Annotated in this window: 15 protein-coding genes; 6 read left to right on the top strand and 9 right to left on the bottom strand. The window is 46.1% G+C overall.

Translation table 11 applies throughout. The features are described 5' to 3' along the window. Positions 1-5: 5 nt before the first annotated feature. Both SULKU_RS08940 and SULKU_RS08935 read right to left on the bottom strand, forming a co-directional pair. Complete coding sequence (locus tag SULKU_RS08940) at positions 6-668, bottom strand: response regulator transcription factor (RefSeq protein WP_013460639.1); 663 nt, start codon at positions 666-668, stop codon at positions 6-8. 10 nt (positions 669-678) lie between these two features. Further along, complete coding sequence (locus SULKU_RS08935; protein WP_013460638.1) at positions 679-1,530, bottom strand: sensor histidine kinase; 852 nt, start codon at positions 1,528-1,530, stop codon at positions 679-681. 184 nt (positions 1,531-1,714) lie between these two features. Here SULKU_RS08935 and SULKU_RS08930 point away from each other — a divergent pair, with 184 nt between their 5' ends. Beyond that, complete coding sequence (locus tag SULKU_RS08930) at positions 1,715-2,485, top strand: GGDEF domain-containing protein (protein WP_013460637.1); 771 nt, start codon at positions 1,715-1,717, stop codon at positions 2,483-2,485. Between the two features lie 146 nt (positions 2,486-2,631). Continuing rightward, positions 2,632-3,699, top strand: a complete 1,068-nt coding sequence (locus SULKU_RS08925) for an alkene reductase (RefSeq protein ID WP_013460636.1) — start codon at positions 2,632-2,634, stop codon at positions 3,697-3,699. Positions 3,700-3,787: 88 nt separating this feature from the next. Here SULKU_RS08925 and SULKU_RS15025 read toward each other — a convergent pair whose 3' ends face one another. Next, positions 3,788-6,199: a DUF4214 domain-containing protein gene (locus SULKU_RS15025; protein ID WP_013460635.1), complete on the bottom strand. Its 2,412-nt coding sequence runs from the start codon at positions 6,197-6,199 to the stop codon at positions 3,788-3,790. 204 nt (positions 6,200-6,403) lie between these two features. Between SULKU_RS15025 and SULKU_RS08915 the strand changes: the two genes are divergently transcribed. After that, the gene (locus tag SULKU_RS08915; RefSeq protein ID WP_013460634.1) at positions 6,404-8,152 is read left to right on the top strand and encodes a DUF4214 domain-containing protein; all 1,749 of its coding nucleotides are present in this window, start codon (positions 6,404-6,406) and stop codon (positions 8,150-8,152) included. A 107-nt stretch (positions 8,153-8,259) separates the two neighbouring features. Here SULKU_RS08915 and SULKU_RS08910 read toward each other — a convergent pair whose 3' ends face one another. From SULKU_RS08910 to SULKU_RS08890, 5 genes are all read right to left on the bottom strand, one after another. After that, positions 8,260-9,174 carry a class I SAM-dependent methyltransferase gene (locus tag SULKU_RS08910; RefSeq protein ID WP_041667083.1) on the bottom strand — a complete coding sequence of 305 codons (915 nt, stop codon included), beginning with the start codon at positions 9,172-9,174 and terminating at the stop codon, positions 8,260-8,262. Positions 9,175-9,179: 5 nt separating this feature from the next. Continuing rightward, positions 9,180-9,617 (bottom strand): hypothetical protein, encoded by a 438-nt coding sequence (locus tag SULKU_RS08905; protein ID WP_013460632.1) that lies wholly within the window; start codon positions 9,615-9,617, stop codon positions 9,180-9,182. Positions 9,618-9,692: 75 nt separating this feature from the next. Next, positions 9,693-12,722: an efflux RND transporter permease subunit gene (locus tag SULKU_RS08900; RefSeq protein ID WP_013460631.1), complete on the bottom strand. Its 3,030-nt coding sequence runs from the start codon at positions 12,720-12,722 to the stop codon at positions 9,693-9,695. An 8-nt stretch (positions 12,723-12,730) separates the two neighbouring features. Beyond that, a complete protein-coding gene (locus SULKU_RS08895) occupies positions 12,731-13,465 on the bottom strand; it encodes an efflux RND transporter periplasmic adaptor subunit (RefSeq protein ID WP_013460630.1) in 735 nt (244 codons plus the stop codon). Beyond that, entirely contained in the window at positions 13,462-14,694 is a 1,233-nt protein-coding gene (locus SULKU_RS08890; RefSeq protein ID WP_013460629.1) for a TolC family protein, read from the bottom strand. Before SULKU_RS08890 ends, SULKU_RS08895 begins: the two co-directional genes overlap by 4 nt. A gap of 89 nt (positions 14,695-14,783) precedes the next feature. Between SULKU_RS08890 and SULKU_RS08885 the strand changes: the two genes are divergently transcribed. Together SULKU_RS08885 and SULKU_RS14515 are read left to right on the top strand one after the other, a co-directional pair. Then, positions 14,784-15,392 carry a TetR/AcrR family transcriptional regulator gene (locus SULKU_RS08885; protein ID WP_013460628.1) on the top strand — a complete coding sequence of 203 codons (609 nt, stop codon included), beginning with the start codon at positions 14,784-14,786 and terminating at the stop codon, positions 15,390-15,392. A 38-nt stretch (positions 15,393-15,430) separates the two neighbouring features. After that, the gene (locus tag SULKU_RS14515; protein ID WP_013460627.1) at positions 15,431-16,750 is read left to right on the top strand and encodes an HD-GYP domain-containing protein; all 1,320 of its coding nucleotides are present in this window, start codon (positions 15,431-15,433) and stop codon (positions 16,748-16,750) included. Here SULKU_RS14515 and SULKU_RS08875 read toward each other — a convergent pair. Further along, entirely contained in the window at positions 16,747-17,421 is a 675-nt protein-coding gene (locus tag SULKU_RS08875) for a TIGR01621 family pseudouridine synthase (protein ID WP_013460626.1), read from the bottom strand. The two genes, SULKU_RS14515 and SULKU_RS08875, sit on opposite strands and share 4 nt — an antisense overlap. 163 nt (positions 17,422-17,584) lie before the next feature. On the opposite strand from SULKU_RS08875, the gene SULKU_RS08870 reads away from it, so the two are divergent. After that, positions 17,585-18,397, top strand: coding sequence for a J domain-containing protein (locus SULKU_RS08870; protein WP_172633608.1), 813 nt, complete (start codon positions 17,585-17,587; stop codon positions 18,395-18,397). The last annotated feature ends 32 nt before the right edge of the window (positions 18,398-18,429 follow it).

Below are 18,429 nucleotides of genomic sequence, written 5' to 3'. Positions count from 1 at the left end.
GATATTTACAGTTTTCGAAGACGATAACCGACTCCTCGGACGTTGACAATCATACCGCTTTTGAGTTTTTTCATCAGACGGTGAACCCAGTAGCGCATGGTTGAAGGTGAAATCTCTTCGTTGTTCCAAACATAGTTTTGTATGGTATCCGAGCCGACGACATTGCCGATATTTTGTATCAGAACACGGAGCAGAAGAGATTCGATTCGCGTCAATTCGACAAGGATATCATGGTAATAAAGTTCGCCGGTGATCAGCGAATAGGTATATCCTTGCGAAAGGGCAAGTCTATCGTCCCGCTGCTGCGGATTTGAGAGGCGTAACGCATTATGAATACGGATCATGAGTTCTTCCATCTCGAAAGGCTTTTTGAGGTAATCGTGGCAGCCAAGGGCGAATCCTTTTTTGAGGTATTCGATTTCCGAATGGGTCGTGATAATGAGTGCGGGAGTGTTCGCATAGCGTTCCCGGATATATGTGAGTACTTCGAAGCCGTTGAAGGAGGGAACATTGATATCGATTATATAGAGGTCATGCTGTTGTGTATAAACGGCGTTTATGGCGCATTCTCCTTCGAAACACGAATCGACTGAAAACCCAAGACGTATCAGCTCTTCGGCAATGAGAGTATTGAATGCATAATCGTCTTCAAGAAGGAGTGCTCTCATCGTTTTTCTTTCATTTCCTTGCTTCTATTTTGCGGAGTATAGCATCGGACTGTTTGATGGATGTTTGACGTATGAGTGTTTCGGGAATGTTGTAAGTAAAGGAACTGCCTTCCCCTTTTACGCTTTCAACACGGATGGAGATGGCGTTGGCGTCACAGATATCTTTGATAATACTCATTCCTAACCCCAATCCCTGATGATGGGCATTTCCGCGATAGTAAACTTCGAAAAGTTTTTGCCGCTCTTCTTCGGACATACCGATACCGTTGTCTTTGAATGTGAGCAGAAGTCCATCGGATTCTTTGGAGATGACGATGATGATAATTTCGCCGTGTTTCTGCGTATATTTGACGGCATTGGAGAGATTGTTGTCGATGAGTCTTTGTAGTTCCGTACGGGACATATGAATTTCATACCCTTCATCGATCTCCATTTCGATCACGATCTCTTTAACCGAGAGCATGGCATCAAAATAGAGGATGCGGTCCGCAATAAACTCTTCGATATTGATCCATTCGGGTACAGGGCAAAGGAATTCTTTTCGGGATAAAAAGGCAATATCGTCATAGATCGTCGATAGAATACGGGCTGAGCTTTTGATCATCTCAAGATTGCGCACATTGGGATAGTCGCGCATCATGACGGAAATATTGAGCTCGATTGCACTGAGAGGCGTGTTCATTTCGTGAACCATTTTGCGGATGAAAAAATCCTGCTGTTTCTGTAAAATATCCCTCTCTTCCAATGCCTGTTGTTTCTGTGCAATTTCCCCGCGCAACCGCCCATTCCAATAGATTAACATTGCCAGTAAAAGAAGAATGATACCTATCGAATAGGTGATTGTTAAAAGCGTTAAATCCAAATCAATCCTTTGCTCTACATATAATACGTTTAGTATACACCCAACACTCATCAAACATATCTATTTTATACTTGCATGAATACTAGAGTGTATTTTATGTTTCCTAAAATAACGGGATAACAATACAACAGTGGTAGCCGCAAGAGATGAAGCACCGCATTGGATCAATCGAGAGGATATGGCAATGATAAAAAATGTACATGAACAACATGTTCAAATTACCGAAAATATTAAAAATAAAATTAAAGCGCTCAAAGTTGTTTTTCCGTCTTATTATGGGAAATTGTATGCAGAGGAGGCCCATTTACTGAATCTTGATCTTCAGCCTGAAGAGCTTCTTGATGCTGATATGCTGGATGAAAAAGTTGTCCATCATGTGCTTCGATTATCCGCCTGTGCTGAGCAGGCTATTGAAGCGATTGAGTCTGAGGACAAAAAAAAGCTCTCTGCCGTTTTGTCTGAAACAAAGGTATTGCGTGATGAGATTCAAGCACTTCAGCAAATTATCTATGAAGACGCCCTGACCAAAAGCTATAACCGTAAATGGTTTGAAGATCATTATCTTAATAGCGATAAACACACTATGCGCGGAAACGGAGTCATGGTGATGATTGATTTGAATAAATTTAAAGAGATTAACGATACTTATGGACATATTATCGGTGATAAAATTTTAGTACACATAGCGCATAAACTTAAAGAGATTGGAGGAGATGTCATCCGATTTGGAGGAGATGAGTTCTTAGTCATGTTCGGCAGCGGCGAACCGGTTGCTAAGATAGAAGAAAAAATTGATCATATGCTTATGAACTGTGGAAAAAAATCTTTCAAAGTTGAAGAGGATACCTTTAAAGTCAGTTTTGCTTATGGTGTTGCTTCATTCAAACAAAGAGATGAATGGAGTTCGGTTATCGATACTGCCGATAAAAAGATGTACCAACATAAAAGACTATGAGATCACCGTAGACCGGTGATAAAGATTACGGTGATACTTTAAAGGAGAGGTTTATTATTTCAAATAGGAATTACTCAATATTATTCATAATTGTATAAATCTGTTTGTGGGACAATAGTCTCACAATCTTTGATGAGGAGTATATTATGGATCTGTTCTCTCCTGTAAAAATCGGTAATTACACTTTGCAAAATCGGATATTTATGGCTCCGATGACGCGGTGTCGAAGTTCGGAGGGGAATGTTCCCAATGATATGATGGTACGCTACTATGCCCAAAGAGCCTCTGCAGGACTCATCATCACCGAAGCGACCCAGATTTCGACGCGCGGGATCGGTTATCCGCATACTCCGGGTATTCATACCCAAGAACAGGTAGAGGGGTGGAAAAAAGTGACCAAGGCGGTGCATCAGAGCGGGGGGAGAATCTTTTTGCAGCTTTGGCATGTCGGACGAATCTCGCATCCCGCATTTCATAACGGCGAACTCCCCTTTGCCCCTTCGGCTATCAAGCCCTCCGGCAGTATCTATACTCCCGAGGGGATGAAAGAGTTCGTAACACCCCATCCGCTCACTATCGAAGAGATCAAAACGGTTGTTGCACAGTATGTTCAAGGGGCCAAAAATGCGATCGAAGCAGGATTTGACGGGGTTGAAATCCATGGGGCCAACGGCTATCTGATCGATCAGTTTTTACGTGACGGTACCAATCACAGGGAGGATGCTTACGGCGGTACGATCGAAAAGCGTGTTAAGTTTCTTTTGGAAATCATCAGAGGGGTGATTTCTGCGGTCGGTTCGGATAAAACGGGGGTGCGACTTTCTCCCAGCGGTACGTTTAACGATATGAAAGACTCCGATCCTGCGAACCATTTCTCGTATATCTGTGAACTACTCAATGAATTTGATCTCGCCTACCTGCATATCGTCGATGCGTTGGAAGGAGATATCCGTCACGGGGCGAATGTCGTTGACTTGAGTGTGTTGAGCGAAGCGTATAAAGGGGTCTTAATAGCCAACGGCGGCTACACGAAAGAGAGAGGAAACAAAGCTATTCAAAGCGGACTGGCGGACGCGGTCGCATTCGGAGCGCTCTTTTTAGCCAATCCCGATCTTCCCGAACGCTTTCATGCCGATGCCGAGCTGAATGCGCCGAATCCTGAGACTTTTTATACTCAGGGGGAAGAGGGGTATCTGGATTATCCTACGCTCTAGAGATTTTTTAGACTTCGCTCCCCATTTTTAAATGTGGAGTTTGTATGCTTTTTCGAAGCAGTCAAACGGTATTAAAAATGTATGGTGATTAGGTGTTTTCATTGATAATTTGAAGTGAAGCTGCATTCAGATTATTGGCACTTACCCCTATTATTTTTACGGCGAACTGCCAGTTATTAAGAACAGAGCTACCATCGCTGTCATAGAAAATATTAGTGTTTCCTCCCCCGTCATTCACGGCAATCAGATGGCCTACTCCTGGACCAGCCAGGGTGCCGGCCAAACCCAATATGGTGTCATAGCCTATTGATGAATCGTTAGCTGAAGCGGCATCACCTCGAATAAACGAGTTATCCGTCAGGATTAGGATACCGCCAGGTGCGGCGGTACTCATATTGAATCCGGCTATTCCTGCACTGCTGATAGTAGCAATGCCGTTTGCAGCAGTAATGCCGGTAATCCCTGAACCGCTTATAATGGATTCAAACTTCAGTACATCATTGGCACTCTCGAAACCTACGATAACATTTGGGCCTCCGATGAGGGCAGTATCCGTTGTAAATTTTATTACGTCGGTTGCACCGTCTGTTGTAGAAGGCGAGGTACTGGAGTAAAGACTGATAAAGTCCGTATTATTATCAACAATAACAGTGTCTGCCCCATCGCCAGGCATTATAAAATCTTGTCCCGCTCCACCTGAAACCGTGTCGTTTCCGCTTTGAGTATTGATAAAATCGTTACCGGCTAATCCATCAACCGTATCGTTACCCTCATCACCGGCGATAAAATCACGTAATGCTCCACCTGTAATCGTATCATCACCGGCAGCTCCAGAAATAAAGTTGGTGCCGTTGCCGCCGATAATGGTGTCGTTATAACTGCCACCCCGTAAAAATGCAGAATTATTGCCAGCCATAATGACATCGGATGCGGTCTGTGAACCTAAATACAGATTCATGGTGGCGACATCAAGGTTTACGGTGTCCTGTGTAGTATACCCTGGTACGATTGCTAAAAGAGTATTCATTGAATCAACGAGAGAGGCTACACTCGTAACAACCGTATTAAGATGGGTTATTACACCGCTCATTTGGTCTAGGGTACCAACCGTCACACCATTCGCATCTTTGACACTGCCATCTCCGTAAACAGTTTTGCCGGTAAAATCAAGAGACCCTTCATCAGCTTGAATATAGGCATCACTGTCGACTGCAACCGTTCCTATCTGGTCAAGTCCCAATTGTGAAATTTGTGCCGTTAAACTTTGTGCCAAATCAAATTGACCGATCGCTTGAAGTTGTATATTGGACATATCTGCTGTAGCACCGGGAGCTCCTGTGACTCTCATGATACTGGAGCCGTCACCTTCGATAGAAGCTCTGGCTGCATTTAATGCATTGATTTGCTCATCAGTAAACGTGACATCAGAGTGTAGTATGACTTTTTGAATATTAGTGAGAGTTACCCCGCTCAAATCGGCAATTCCATACACATGCAATACATTGTAACCGGCTCCGCCGTTGAAAGAATCACCGCTATTTATTTGCGATGTACTAGAATTGTTTATAGTTGTTAAATCGGTAAAATTGGTATCGGAACCGGAATATTGTCCCGCAGCAGTAATCCCAACGGCTACAAATACATCATTTGCGGCTGTTCCTGAAATAGTGTCTATCCCTGTTGTTGCCTGTGTGTGTATCAGTGTTGCTGTTGATGCTGTTTCTATAGCCGAATCGATTGTACTTGGAGATGTAACACTGCTCGTTCCTAAACTGATTGCACTTCCTAAAATAGTGGTGTCTATCGCCGCACTTGCTGTAACAGAAGTAACTGCATTTAAGACATCTGCAATAACTGCTGTCGGATTGGCTGTGATTTGTGCCACTACGGTCTCAAGGTATTGGACCATATTGGTAATGGCGGTAGGTGATGCAGCAATTAAATCTGCCACATGATTGATGATTGAAGTAATGGCGGTCAAGTTAGCCGAGGTTGGATCGGCAGGGACCAGATTGATGATAGCAGATGCAGCTGCTGTTGTTTCTGGATCGGATGTAACGATTGATTCAATATCGCGTGCCACGGTGGCATCGTTTAAGTTCGCTGCGGCAAATGCGAGACCCACTTCGGCACGATTATTTAAGTAGGCTGCATCGGTGGCGCTTCCCGAAGCCGCTTTGGCGCCATTAATGATGGCGTTGACAAAAATGCTTCTGGTAACATTGCCGTTTTCTAGCTCTCCACTCCAGTAAATGAGCCCTGCCGCTTCTGCACTTCGTCCCAAAACATTTTGATAGATAGCATCAATAAAAGAATCGGTGGCTAGAGTTGATGGGTATAATGCTACCACCTCCGGCTGTTCGTTCATCCAGTTGGAACCGAGCTGTTCCAATGTTATCGTACCTTGAGTAAGCTCATTCACCCAATAGGCCAGTCCGGCAGCGTCCGGTGCCCGATTTAATATCGAAACATAAAGTTCGGATAGCAATAAATCATTCATATCTAAATCCTTCCTCATTCCCATTAAAATTTGACATTTCCAAATATACACCAATAAGTATAAAAAAAGTTAGAATTTTTAGAAAAACGTCATCATGGATGTCACCCTAAAAAATATGAACTGATTTTAAGAAATAATTTGGAAAAAAAGCATATTATTTAAGTAAGGTTCATAAAAAATTCAAAGTAGAAATAAGGATTTCAGATGGCTTCTTTAAATGATGTTACAAAACTATATGTTGCTACCTTTAATAGGGCACCGGACTCAGCAGGGCTTGATTACTGGGTCTACAGCTCAGGATTGACGTTGGAACAGATAGCTCAAAGCTTTTTCGATCAATCTGAAACTCAGAGTGCCTACCCTGCAGGGACATCCAATAGTACGTTTGTAAATACTATTTACAATAACCTTTTCAATCGGGATGCTGAGCCGGCCGGCTTGCAATATTGGGTTGGAGAACTTGACGCAGGGCGGGTATCGAGAGATACGGCAATTTTAGCCTTTATCGGAGGCGCTCTTGGAGATGATGCTACGATTTTAACTAATAAACAGACGGTTGGTCTGAGCTTTTACAACAATAATTTAAATGATACTACATTGGCACGTTCAGTAATGTCAGGAATAGATGCAACTACGGCATCGGTTACGAGTGCATTGAATATGATTTCACAAAACAGCGGAAACGGGAATGCTACCGATATTTCTCTCGTTTCAATTACAGCGGATGGAACGATTGGAGATTCCAGTTCGTTGTCTTCATCTATTTCGTCAGATGGCAGATATATAACATTTGAGAGTTATGCCACAAATCTTATTAACGGTGATACTAATGCCAAGGAAGATATTTTCCTAAAAGATACGCAAACAGGGACGGTCTCTCTTATATCCTCCTCTTCAAGCGGAACAATCGGAAATGACGCCTCTGTATCTCCTGTTATAAGTGCGGATGGCCGATACGTTGTTTTCGAAAGTTACAGTAGCAATTTGATATCGGGAGCAGGGGGAATCAGCGATGTTTTTCTAAAAGACACACAGACTGGTATTACAACGTTGATCTCTCAGAGTATTTATGGTTACGGTGGGAATGATGATTCATACAATACCGCTATCTCTTCGGATGGCCGATACGTCGTATTTAGAAGCGATGCTTCAAATCTTGTGAATGGTGATACTAACGGGTATGGGGATATCTTTTTGCGAGATACGCAAACCGGCATTACGAGTTTGGTATCATCGAGTTCAAGTTCAGAGATAGGGAACCGTGCTTCCTGGTATCCGGACATATCGGCAGATGGTAATTTTGTTGTCTTTGAATCTGCTTCATCAAACATTGTAGCAGGTGATGTACCTCAAATATTTGATGGAATTGAACTATGGTTTTCGGATATTTTTCTCAAAAACACTATAACCGGGGCGGCTACTCTGATATCATCGAATTCCAGTGGGGCGTTTGGAAACAGCGATTCATTCAATGCATCCATCTCTTCGAATGGGAGATATGTAGTATTTGACAGTACTGCCACCAACCTCGTCAGCGGCGATACGAATAGTCAGTCGGATATTTTTTTAAAAGATACGCAAACCGGAATTACCACTCTTATCTCTTGTACCGCAGCGGGGGAACAGGGAAATAACGGTTCTTATAGCCCATCTATCTCGGCTGATGGTAGATTCGTAGTCTTTTATACGTCTGCTACCAATTTTGTTAGCGGAGATACTAATGACAATGGTGATGTTTTTCTTAAAGACACTCAAACTGGAGCATTGGAACTCATCTCAAAAAGTTCTAGTGGAGAGATTGGAAATAACCGTTCGATATATCCATTTATATCTGCAGATGGTAGCTATATCACATTTAGCAGTGAAGCTTCAAACCTTGTCAGCAATGACACAAACGGATCATTCGATGTCTTTATTGTCGGGAATCCACTTTATGTTGATACTTTAGTATGAAAAAAATTTCAACCAAGTAGAAGTTAGTTGATAATTTGGCTTCAGGTGACGATCCAAATCAACCTCTCGAAATAGATAGGGAGATCAGGGAGTAGCTGCGACAATAATTATGGTTCTTTTTTAAAAACCAGATTTTTCAGGCTCCGCTCTTCCTCTTTTTCGGGGAAGCTGTCCAAGTTTTTCAGCCTTTCAACATAGCGAAACTCGGGTGCATTGTCGCAAAAAAGGGTTTTGATAAATCCGCTGTTTAGTTCGGGAGCGTTGAGTGCCGAGAGGACGATGCACTCCTCTGCGGCGAACTCATGAAGCCGTCGGATGATTTTCTCGTAATCGGACGTGGCGGCAAACGAACCCTTCTGAAAGCTGGGGGGATCGATGATGATCAGATCGTACGGCCCCTCTTTGCGGATACGGCTCCACGACTTGAGGATATTGTAGGGCATAAATTCCACTTTCTTCGTATCAAGGGCGTTGAGACGGTGGTTTTCCCGTCCGACGGAGAGGACGTTTTTGTTCATGTCGACATTAACGACCGATACCGCACCTCCCGATATTGCGGCCACGGAGAACGAACAGGTGTAGGAGAAGAGGTTTAAAACCTTTTTCCCTTGGGCATGGTCACGGACAAATTCCCTTCCGAGTTTCATGTCAGGGAAAAATCCGATGTTTTGGGCATTGAGAAAGTTGATACGGTATTTGAGGCCGTTTTCAATCGCATAGGTTTCGTTTGGAAACTCTCCTTCTATAACACTCGACGGGGAAGAGGGGAGATAGCGCTGCTGTACTACAAGCGCTTCCCATTTACCCTCAGCGCAAAAGAAATCACGCAGTATCGATACGATGGCATCTTCCTCGTCGCAAGGCTCAAACAACACGGCAAACAGCACTTTGTCGACACTGTCTACGGTAAGAAACCGATACCCCTCGTAGGTATTTCCCCGACCGTGAAAAATACGCGTGTACTCTTCGTTTATGCCATGGGAATTTGAGACTAATAACTCTTTTAAATCGCCTAAACTCATATGCATCAGGCGGTAAGATCGAGTAAATTACCCCGCCGCTCTTGATTCAGAGCCATAGCCGAAGGATTGGCTGTTAGATAATTCTGCAATGCCTTAATAGAGTTCTGCTCCTCCTGGGAATCGGGCGGATACAATGTTGCCAAATCCTGAACAAGAGATTCACCCGTGAGGGTATCTGCGTTATTGTCGTGATATATACCTGCCGCTCGCATAAATCCGACCGTCACTATCCCTTTTGCGGCTTCATAATTTTTTTCGCTTAAAAGGGTGTTATAGAGTTTCCGTTCAGAGGGGTTCAGCTCTTGGGAAATCATACTGAAGTCGTCTTTGAGTTTGTCGAGTTCCCCGGTTTGGGATATCTCTTTATAAGACGGCGGAGGCGAATAGGAGGATGTGCCAAAAGGGTTTGAAAACGGATATGAACTGTTTGATAGAACCTGCATTTGTACTCCTTATAAATATTGTTATAAAAGTACTAGCAAAAAACAGTCCATATAGGGGTTTTAGCCTCGAAGAGGCTATTTTTTAATCGTATAGAGCTTACGAATTTTATTATCCAGCGGTGCAAGGACTTTATAGAGCGCCGGAACGACGAGGAGACTGGTCAGCGTCGAGAGGAGCAGTCCGCAGATAACGGCAACCCCCATCGGCCCCTTGACCCCCGAACCTTCCCCGACCGAGAGGGCGAGGGGGAGCATCCCGAAACACATCGCCGTCGTGGTCATCAGAATCGGGCGCAGACGTGCCACCCCCGCCTCGACGATCGATTCATCAAGCTCATGACCGCTGTGGTAGAGACGGTTGGCGGCATCGACGACGAGGGTGGAGTTTTTCCCCACCAGTCCCAGCAGAAGCATCAGTCCCATCATACTAAAGAGCGACATATTCATCCCCGCAGCCCACAGACCGATAAACGCCCCCGTAAAACTCAGCGGCAATGCGCTCATGATGATGATCGGCTGCAGCGGCGATTCGTACAATGCGGCGAGGATCAGATAGATCATCACGAGTGCCGCCCCGATCGCGACCCCGAACGCTTCGTTACTCTCCTGCATATGTTTGGCATCGCCGTCGAGTTCGAATGCTACCCCTTTACCCAGCCACTCACCCTGACGCTCGTTGACGATACTGACCAGTTTATCGAGCGGGAGGGCTTTGGTGATGTCGGCTCCGACGATCACTTTTTTGAGGCGGTCGAACCGTTTGATCGTCGTCGGGGCGTAATCTTGGGTGATCGATACGACCGCAGAGATCGGTACCGTTCCCCCTTCTGAAGTACGGACATTGAGGGAATTTAGGGTGTCAATGCTCATCCGTTTGGTGTCATCCAGACGCATTACGACATCGTACTCTTTGCCCCGCTCTCGGATAAACGTGATGGTTCCGTCCCCGGAGTACCCATCGGCGATTACGCGGGCTATCTCATCGACATTGACCCCGAGCCTCGTAGCGTTTTGGGTGAGGACGGTGATATTCAGCTGCGGGGCCTTGGGTTGGATGTTGCTTTGGACGTCGGTTGTCCCCTCTATGTTTTTGAGCAGTTTCATCAGCTTTTTGGCAGAGGCTTCGGCATCGTCCATGTTCTGGGCTTTGAGGATCACCTGATAGGGGGTGTTGATCTCGTAGCCTCCGATATCATTGACTTCGGTGACGCTCGTCATCGTAAATCCTTTGAGGCTACCCAGCATGGTACGGGTCTCTTTCATGATCTCGCTTTGGCTTCGGGTACGCTCGTGCAGAGGTTTGAGGCGGACATACAGCGCCGATTCGTTTGCTTTTTGATCATCGCCACGCCCGACGTAGAGGGTGCAGTACTCCACTTCGGCAATTTTGCCGATGCGGCGCTGAACATCGAGCGAGAGATGTTTCATCCCTTCCACACTCGTCCCTGCCGGAGCTTTCAGCGTAATATCGAACTGGCTTTTGTCTTCTTTGGGCATGAATACCATCCCTAGCGTCCCCGAGAGGATGATGGAGACGATAAAGATACCCAATGCACTGAAGAGGGTCGTCTTTTTGTATTTTAAGACGGCGTGAATGAGGAGACGGTATCGCTCTTCCATACGGACAAAGAAGTGTTCCGTTTTGTGATAAAAAGGGCTGTGCTCCCCTTTGGCGATCTGCGAGGCGATCATCGGGATGAGGGTGACCGCGATGACGAAGGAGACGACGATGGCGGCGATGATCGTCACGCCGAAGCTGGTAAAGAAACGCCCGACGATCCCGCTCATTTTGGCGATCGGGACAAAAACGGCGAGGAGCATCGCGGAGATGGCGATGATGGAAAACAAGATTTCGCTCACCCCTTCGATAGCGGCATTGAGGCGGTCGCGCCCCGCTTCGAGACGCTTGAAAATATTTTCGATGACGACAATAGCATCGTCGATGATGATCCCGATAGCGAGGGTGAGGGCGGTAAGGGTGAGGAGATTGAACGTCTGACCGCTCCACCCCATGATCGCAAATACCCCGAAAATCGATACGGGGAGGGAGACGGCGGCGATAAGGGTGAGGGTAAAGTTGCGCAAAAAGAGAAAGATGACGAGCGAGGCGAGGAGTGAGCCTAGCATAAGGTCGAATTGAACGCCGTGCAGGGTGTCGCGGATATATCCTGTCGCATCCTGCAGGGGTGTGAGGCTCATCGTCGGTTCCAATGCCGCCAATGCGGGAAGCTGTGCACGCAGTGCATCGGCGATCGCGATTTCGTTGGCTCCCGTCATCTTTTTGACCATGAGCAGAACCCCGGCTTTGCCGTCCAGCGAAGCGTAGCTGCGCTCTTCGGCCAGCGTATCGCTCACCGTGGCTACATCGCCCAAGCTCAACCCCTCCCGTATCCGAAGGTCGCTGAGAGCTTGCACCGTTTTGCTGTCGTTGTCGATGAGTATTTGATATTCATGACGCGGATCAACGGTTTTTCCGCCGTCCATCCGGATGTTTTGGGCTTTGATGATGTTGGTCAGGTCGTTCATCGTCAATGAATATTTGGCAAGAAGGGCGGGATCGGGGGAGATGAGAATCTGCTTTTTACGCAAACCCTTAAGGGTGACTCCGCCGACCCCTTCGATGCGCTGAAGGCGGGGTTTGAGTATCTCATCGGCGTGTTTCATCACTTTTTGGCTGTCGGTGCCGGCTAAAAAGAGGGTGATGACGGGAGAAGAATTGAGGGCATATTTATCGACCGAGGGTTTATCCACTTCGTTGGGGAGCTGAATACTGGAGACTTTATCACGGACGTCGTTAACCGCTTCGTCGAGGTTTTTAGAGAGTTTGAACTGAGCGACGACGATACTGATCCCTTTGGAACTGTCCGAGCTTAGGGTATCGAGCCCCGAGATTCCGCTCACCGCCTCTTCGATCTTGTCGCTCACCTTGCTCTCGACGATGTCGGCATTGGCCCCTTTGTAGGTGGTGGTGACGATGACGATCGGGAAATCGACGTTCGGATAGAGTGCCGAGGGCATACCGTTGCGTTCAACCAGCCCGAAAAAGATCAAAGCGAGGGCGAACATAACGGTCGTTACGGGACGGAGAATGGCGGTTTTATGCATAGTATCTCCTATTTTGACATGATCATGCCGTCACCGAACGTGCCGGGACGGAGACCCGATCCGTCGGCTTCGGCGGTCATCTGACGGTTTTTGGTGTTGATCGAGGGGTAGATTTTAATGATTTTTGAACATTTTCCCGTCGGTTTGCCGTCGATGGAGCTGCAAAAACGGTCTCCTGCTTTGACCTGCGAAGCGAATTTGGAATCGTACTGGATGAGGAGTTTGGTCTGGTCGCTGATGAGTTTAAACAACGGCGTCCCCCCCATCGAAGAGACCATATCTCCCAGTTCGATATTTTTCTCGGAGATGCTTCCCGCAAACGGAGCCGTGAGCTTCATTTTGGAGAGCTTTTGTTCGGCATAGGCGATTGATAGACGGGCACGATCACGCTGTGCGAGCTTTGTCCCTAGTTCGGATTTGAGTTTGTCGAGGGTATTTTTATCGAATACCTGTGCGCTTTTTTCATAGCGGGCGTATTGATCGCTCAAAAACGTCGTCTCTTTGGAGAGTGCCTCCAAATCGGCTTTTGCCATCTGCAGCGAAAGCTGCTCTTCGGCACTGTCGAGTTCGAGGAGAAGGGATCCTTTTTTGACATGATCGCCTCTTTGGACATAGAGATTTTTAACAATCCCCGATGCGTTCATCCCCAGTGAGGCTTCGCGATACGCTTGCGCTTCAAAGGTGGCGTAGACATCGCCCCATAAGCTTAAGGCAGAGAGTGCCGTCATTAGTAAAAGTTTCATTGTTTCCCCTCGATTAGTGTCATAAGATCGGTTCCGTAGGCGTAGGCGAGATTGGCTTTAGCCATTTGGAGGCTGTGGCGTGCGCTCTGGACTTTTGCACGCGATAGGCTCAGGTCGCTGAGCTCGCTCAGATAGGTCGTGGTATTGACCAAACCCGCTTCAAAACGTTTTTTGACAAAGCCAAAGGCCTCGCTTCGCGCCTCTTCTTCGGACTTTGCCGCATCATAGGCACTTTGTGAGGCCTGGAGGCTGAGGCGGGCTATATCGGCTTCGTTTTGGATGCTTTTGGTTTTATATTCGATCAGTTTTTGCGCTTTGAGTGTCGATAGACGGGCCTGTTCGCGCTCTTTTGCGATACTTCCCATATCAAATAGGGTCATCGAGAGCGATGCGATAATCTCGTTTTGGCTTGAGGGTTGGATATTGCTTCCCCCCATCGTGTCGTAATCGTTGTAATCCATTTCACGGTGTTTCCCCTGAACGCTCAGCGTCGGCAGATAGGTGTAAAACCCCTCGGAGTGCCGGAGCGTTTCGACCGATGAGATATCCGCTTTTAGATCGTGACGATCAATCTCTCTCGTTTGCGGCGTAGCGAGTTCTGTGTATTCGAGGCTTTCGACGGAACTTCCGGTGAGGAGTTCGAGATTTTTGCGGCTCCGTTCCAGCATGACTTTTTGATTCTGTTCGTCATAATCGGCTTGGAGTTTGGAGGCGATGAGCGATTTTAGAATATCGGACGTGGCAAGGTCGTTTTGGACAAGGATGCTAAAGCGTTCAACCTGTGCGGAGAGTTCGGTCTTTTTGTCTCGGATGGCGTCGAGCGATGCTTTGGCGTTAAAATAGCCGTAGTAGGCTTGAATCGTCTCAAACAATACGTCCTGCTCTTTTTGCTGGAGGGATTGCTGTGCCGAATTTATCGAAGAGTGGATCGCGTCAATGGTCGATTCACGGCGCAATCCGTCGAAGAGGGTGATTTTTGTCCCTAGCTCCAATCCCTGGATCGTTCGAGGTTCAAAAGCGGTTGCTTTGTCTTTTTTTTGATACAGGGCGGTAGCGTCGAGCGTCGGGAAATAAGCGGTTTTTGCCTGTTCCAACTGCTCTTTTGCCCTCTGTGCTTCGATTCGGGCCGATTCAACGCGCAGATTTGATTTTGCCTGCGGTAATAACGTGATGAGGTCTGAGGCGATCAGCGGCAAAAGGGTGAAGGAGAGGAGAACAAACGGTCTCATGGTTATCCTTGACGAGTTTAATGTTGACAATGTTAACATTAAATGTGGACAATGTCAACATATGGGTGATAATCTGATACAATATCGTCATGAAAGAGAAAAAAGCCGCCCCCTATCATCACGGAAACCTCAAAGAAGAGCTGTTGCAAACGGCATTGGAGATGATCGACACGGATGGACTCGACAGTATTACCCTTCGCGATCTGACGCAGCGGCTCGGGACATCACGAACGGCGGTTTACCGCCATTTTGAGAGCAAAGAGGCATTGATACTCGGGGTGATCGAAAAAGGGTATGAGCAGCTGAATCTGATATTTACTCCTATTTTTCAGGATAAGAGCCGCAGTGTAGATGTTCGGTTTGAAGCGATGGGGAGGGCGTATCTCGATTTCGCGATCGAGCATCCGAATCTCTATCGTCTTCTTTTCGGGGAGATGTACCGAAAAGAACGCGCAGAGATCTGCGACTACAAAGACGAGACGCAGGCAACGGGACTGTATGCCCTGATCGGTCTTTTAACCGAGGCTCAGGAAGAGGGGATAATCGCTCGGGAGAATCCGATGGTACAGGCGGCAACGGTGTGGGCATCGATCCACGGCCTCGCGTCGTTGTTGATCGACGGCCACCTGCTGATGAGCGACAATCTTGAAGAAATCTATAGCTACAGCCAAGCGGTGTTGCTAAAAGGTTTGCGTTAAAACTTCTTATACTAAATCGGGGATGGAAACTTAGGTCAATGAGTACATCGGTAAAGCAGAAAAATTCTGTCAAAAGATTTTTTCAGAACAATGTGCTTGCTTTGTTTTTTATTCGATTGGGTGTTATCTCTGTCACCGTAACCTTATTAGGAATCAGCAGTATTTATTGGTACATTGAACGAGAAAATGCGAAACGGATCGATGCGCTTATCAATAAGGAGTTCATCGATTTTGAAAAACATTTAAAGGGATTGGAACTCGGCAATCTTGAAACCCGGAAGCTATTCATTTCCCGTATGAATGAATTGATGGAGTCTCATCAAATGTTAATACTGGATATACGTGAAACGGATGGAACAGAGCTGTTTGCGGTTGCCAAAACACCCGACACCGATATGGTGCAATTATTCCGCCGTTTTGATCCGGATGTTTCGGAAACAATTAGTTACCACTTGGTCCCTGCCGATCCCGACAACCTGATATTGATATTCGCAAAAAGTCTTCCGATAAATCATACATCGACGATTGTACTGAAAGCTGCCATTCCGTTGAAATCTGAAACCGTACTTGCGATGCGCAAAGGGATGAGGATCGTATTCATCGGTACGACGGTCATTTTATTATTGGTCATCGTGGCGATTTTTCCGATAATCTACCGGCAATATCGGCAGCTTCAATCGGATAAAACGGAGCTGTTATACAGCAATTTTAACTTAGTGCGGGTTTTAGGAGATGTGGTGGCTATGCGTGATAGCGATACATCGGAACACAACTATCGCGTAACCTACTACACCATCCGACTAGCGGAAAAAATGAATGTGCCGCCGGAAGCATTGCCTGCATTAATCAAAGGGGCATTTCTGCACGATGTCGGTAAGATCGGAATAAGCGATACGATTTTGTTAAAACCGGGCCGTTTGGACGAAAACGAATTCAGTATCATGAAACAGCATGTGGATTTAGGAACAGCGCTTATTCAAAAGATCCCGTGGTGCGATGACGCTTTAGCGGTTATCGGTTTTCATCATGAAAAATTTGACGGCAGCGGTTATCCCAACGGTTTAAAAGGGGAAGAAATCCCTTTGACAGCAAGAATATTTGCGGTCGTTGATGTTTTTGACGCACTTGTATCCGTACGGCCTTATAAACAGGCATTTACTTTTCAACACGCTATCGAGTCTATCCGTGAGGGGAGCGGAAGGCACTTTGACCCGATGGTAGTGATTTCATTTTGTGACATTGCGGAATGTATCTTGAATGATGTTTCCGATAAAAATATCGATGAACTTGAAAAACTGATACGTGAGGCTATTTCCCCTTACGCCCTTATATTGGGGTATGGAAGAATGACGGATTAAAACAGCTCCCACGGTTTATTCCATGTTTCTAGCTGACTTTTACACTCCACACTCATAAACCGTTCCCCCTCATCAGGGGGTGAGACAAAACAAAATTCCTCCTCACCCAGACGAAACCGCAGTGCATAGGCGTGCAGATACCCCCGATCCTCTTTGCGCGCTTCGTCGGCCTGCGCGTAGCGCTCGTCTCCCGCGATGGGAGAACCGAGAGATTTGAGAGCGACGCGGATCTGATGGGTCTTCCCCGTATGGGGCTTGATCAAAAATCCCCGTTCATGGGTCCGCAGTGCGCAGCTGATGAAGCGGGTTATGGCAGGGTTGTTCATCGTTACGAGGAGTTTATAGTCTCCCCGCCGCGCACTTGCCATGTCCCCTTTTATCCACCCCATTTTTTTCTTCGGTTTGCGCATGCTGATGGCAAGGTAGTATTTCTCAATCTCTCGGTTTTCAAACATTTTTCCGAACCGTGCGGCGGTTTCGGAGTTTTTGGCAAGGATGACGAGACCGGAGGTCATTTTATCGAGGCGGTGGACGGGAAAGAGGGGGCATCCGAGCTGTTCGGAGACTTGTACGACGAACCCCGCTTCGCCTTCGGAGTGGAAGTTGACTCCCTCAGGTTTGATCGCAACGACGAACGTATCATTTTCAAAAATAAGTCTCATTTTTTCCATATGAGAGTTTATCCAATCTCCCCTTTTGAAATTCGTATCGGCAGTTTTTTATTTCTTATATCTAGGGAATGTTTTTTGCTTAAATATAGAAAATTTATGATCCTTTAATCTATAAACAGATCGAGCGGAGTCTCTAAAAATGCGGATATTTGCCAATAGAAACATGATTCTGATCCATGCTAGACGTGATTCTATCCAAGAGAAAGTGATTGTCGATTTTGTAAACCGCCACTTCAAATACAAGGTTCAGGGCGAATCGGGTATTTTCATCCATCACTGCAATGAAGAAGTAAACAGTAAAAATAGGTTCTTTCATTGGCTCTATTGGAGCTATCAACAGATGCACGGCAAAGAGCCTAATGATTTGAGAGAAGAGATCGAATCAAAACCGCAGCGCCCGATAAAGATCAAGTGGATCGAAAAAGCGAATATCATCACCAATGTTCCGATTTCAATCGAGGTCATTAACAAGATTTATGTCAAGTTTGCTTTTAAACAAGAGAATGCCACAACGTATATGCATAACTTTTTACGCGCCTATTTTAGAACCCACATTATCAGCCTTGCAGGGGATAGAGATCACTATCTTGTTAAGGTGGACAGCGAAGCGGTTAAAGAAAAATTGCTCATACTTCTAAAGCGTACGCGCATCATGCAGTATCACGTCAGTTTTATGTATAACCGACAGCACATCTCGCAACTACTTGCATCCAATAATTATTTTGAGTCTCAAAAAGAGAGTGAACAATCGAAGATAGAAAAAGCCTATAAACTCCTGAATGTTTCACCGAAAGAAGAACTTTCCGAGATCAAAAAAAGATGTAAAAAACTTCTGCACAAATACCATCCCGATCGAGTGTTTAACCAAGGCCAAGAGATTATCGACAAATACACTCTCACCTTTCAATCGATCCAAGCGGCATTTGAAACTATTCAAACGGACAAAAACGCTCAGACAACACTGAGAGCGTCGTAAATCAGTAATATAAATTCTTTATGATCTTGACA

Origin of the sequence: Sulfuricurvum kujiense DSM 16994, from assembly GCF_000183725.1 — a bacterium.
GTDB lineage: Bacteria > Campylobacterota > Campylobacteria > Campylobacterales > Sulfurimonadaceae > Sulfuricurvum > Sulfuricurvum kujiense.
Note: the sequence above shows the minus strand (reverse complement) of the source record. Positions and strands in the feature narration are given on the sequence as shown.

Coding starts and splice junctions, on each gene's coding strand:
- SULKU_RS08890 (WP_013460629.1), bottom strand. CDS start 14,694: ATGAGACCGTTTGTTCTCCTCTCCTTCACCCTTTTGCCGCTGATCGCC.
- SULKU_RS08870 (WP_172633608.1), top strand. CDS start 17,585: ATGATTCTGATCCATGCTAGACGTGATTCTATCCAAGAGAAAGTGATT.
- SULKU_RS08895 (WP_013460630.1), bottom strand. CDS start 13,465: ATGAAACTTTTACTAATGACGGCACTCTCTGCCTTAAGCTTATGGGGC.
- SULKU_RS14515 (WP_013460627.1), top strand. CDS start 15,431: ATGAGTACATCGGTAAAGCAGAAAAATTCTGTCAAAAGATTTTTTCAG.
- SULKU_RS15025 (WP_013460635.1), bottom strand. CDS start 6,199: ATGAATGATTTATTGCTATCCGAACTTTATGTTTCGATATTAAATCGG.
- SULKU_RS08905 (WP_013460632.1), bottom strand. CDS start 9,617: ATGCAGGTTCTATCAAACAGTTCATATCCGTTTTCAAACCCTTTTGGC.
- SULKU_RS08885 (WP_013460628.1), top strand. CDS start 14,784: ATGAAAGAGAAAAAAGCCGCCCCCTATCATCACGGAAACCTCAAAGAA.
- SULKU_RS08925 (WP_013460636.1), top strand. CDS start 2,632: ATGGATCTGTTCTCTCCTGTAAAAATCGGTAATTACACTTTGCAAAAT.
- SULKU_RS08915 (WP_013460634.1), top strand. CDS start 6,404: ATGGCTTCTTTAAATGATGTTACAAAACTATATGTTGCTACCTTTAAT.
- SULKU_RS08930 (WP_013460637.1), top strand. CDS start 1,715: ATGATAAAAAATGTACATGAACAACATGTTCAAATTACCGAAAATATT.
- SULKU_RS08875 (WP_013460626.1), bottom strand. CDS start 17,421: ATGGAAAAAATGAGACTTATTTTTGAAAATGATACGTTCGTCGTTGCG.
- SULKU_RS08940 (WP_013460639.1), bottom strand. CDS start 668: ATGAGAGCACTCCTTCTTGAAGACGATTATGCATTCAATACTCTCATT.
- SULKU_RS08900 (WP_013460631.1), bottom strand. CDS start 12,722: ATGCATAAAACCGCCATTCTCCGTCCCGTAACGACCGTTATGTTCGCC.
- SULKU_RS08910 (WP_041667083.1), bottom strand. CDS start 9,174: ATGAGTTTAGGCGATTTAAAAGAGTTATTAGTCTCAAATTCCCATGGC.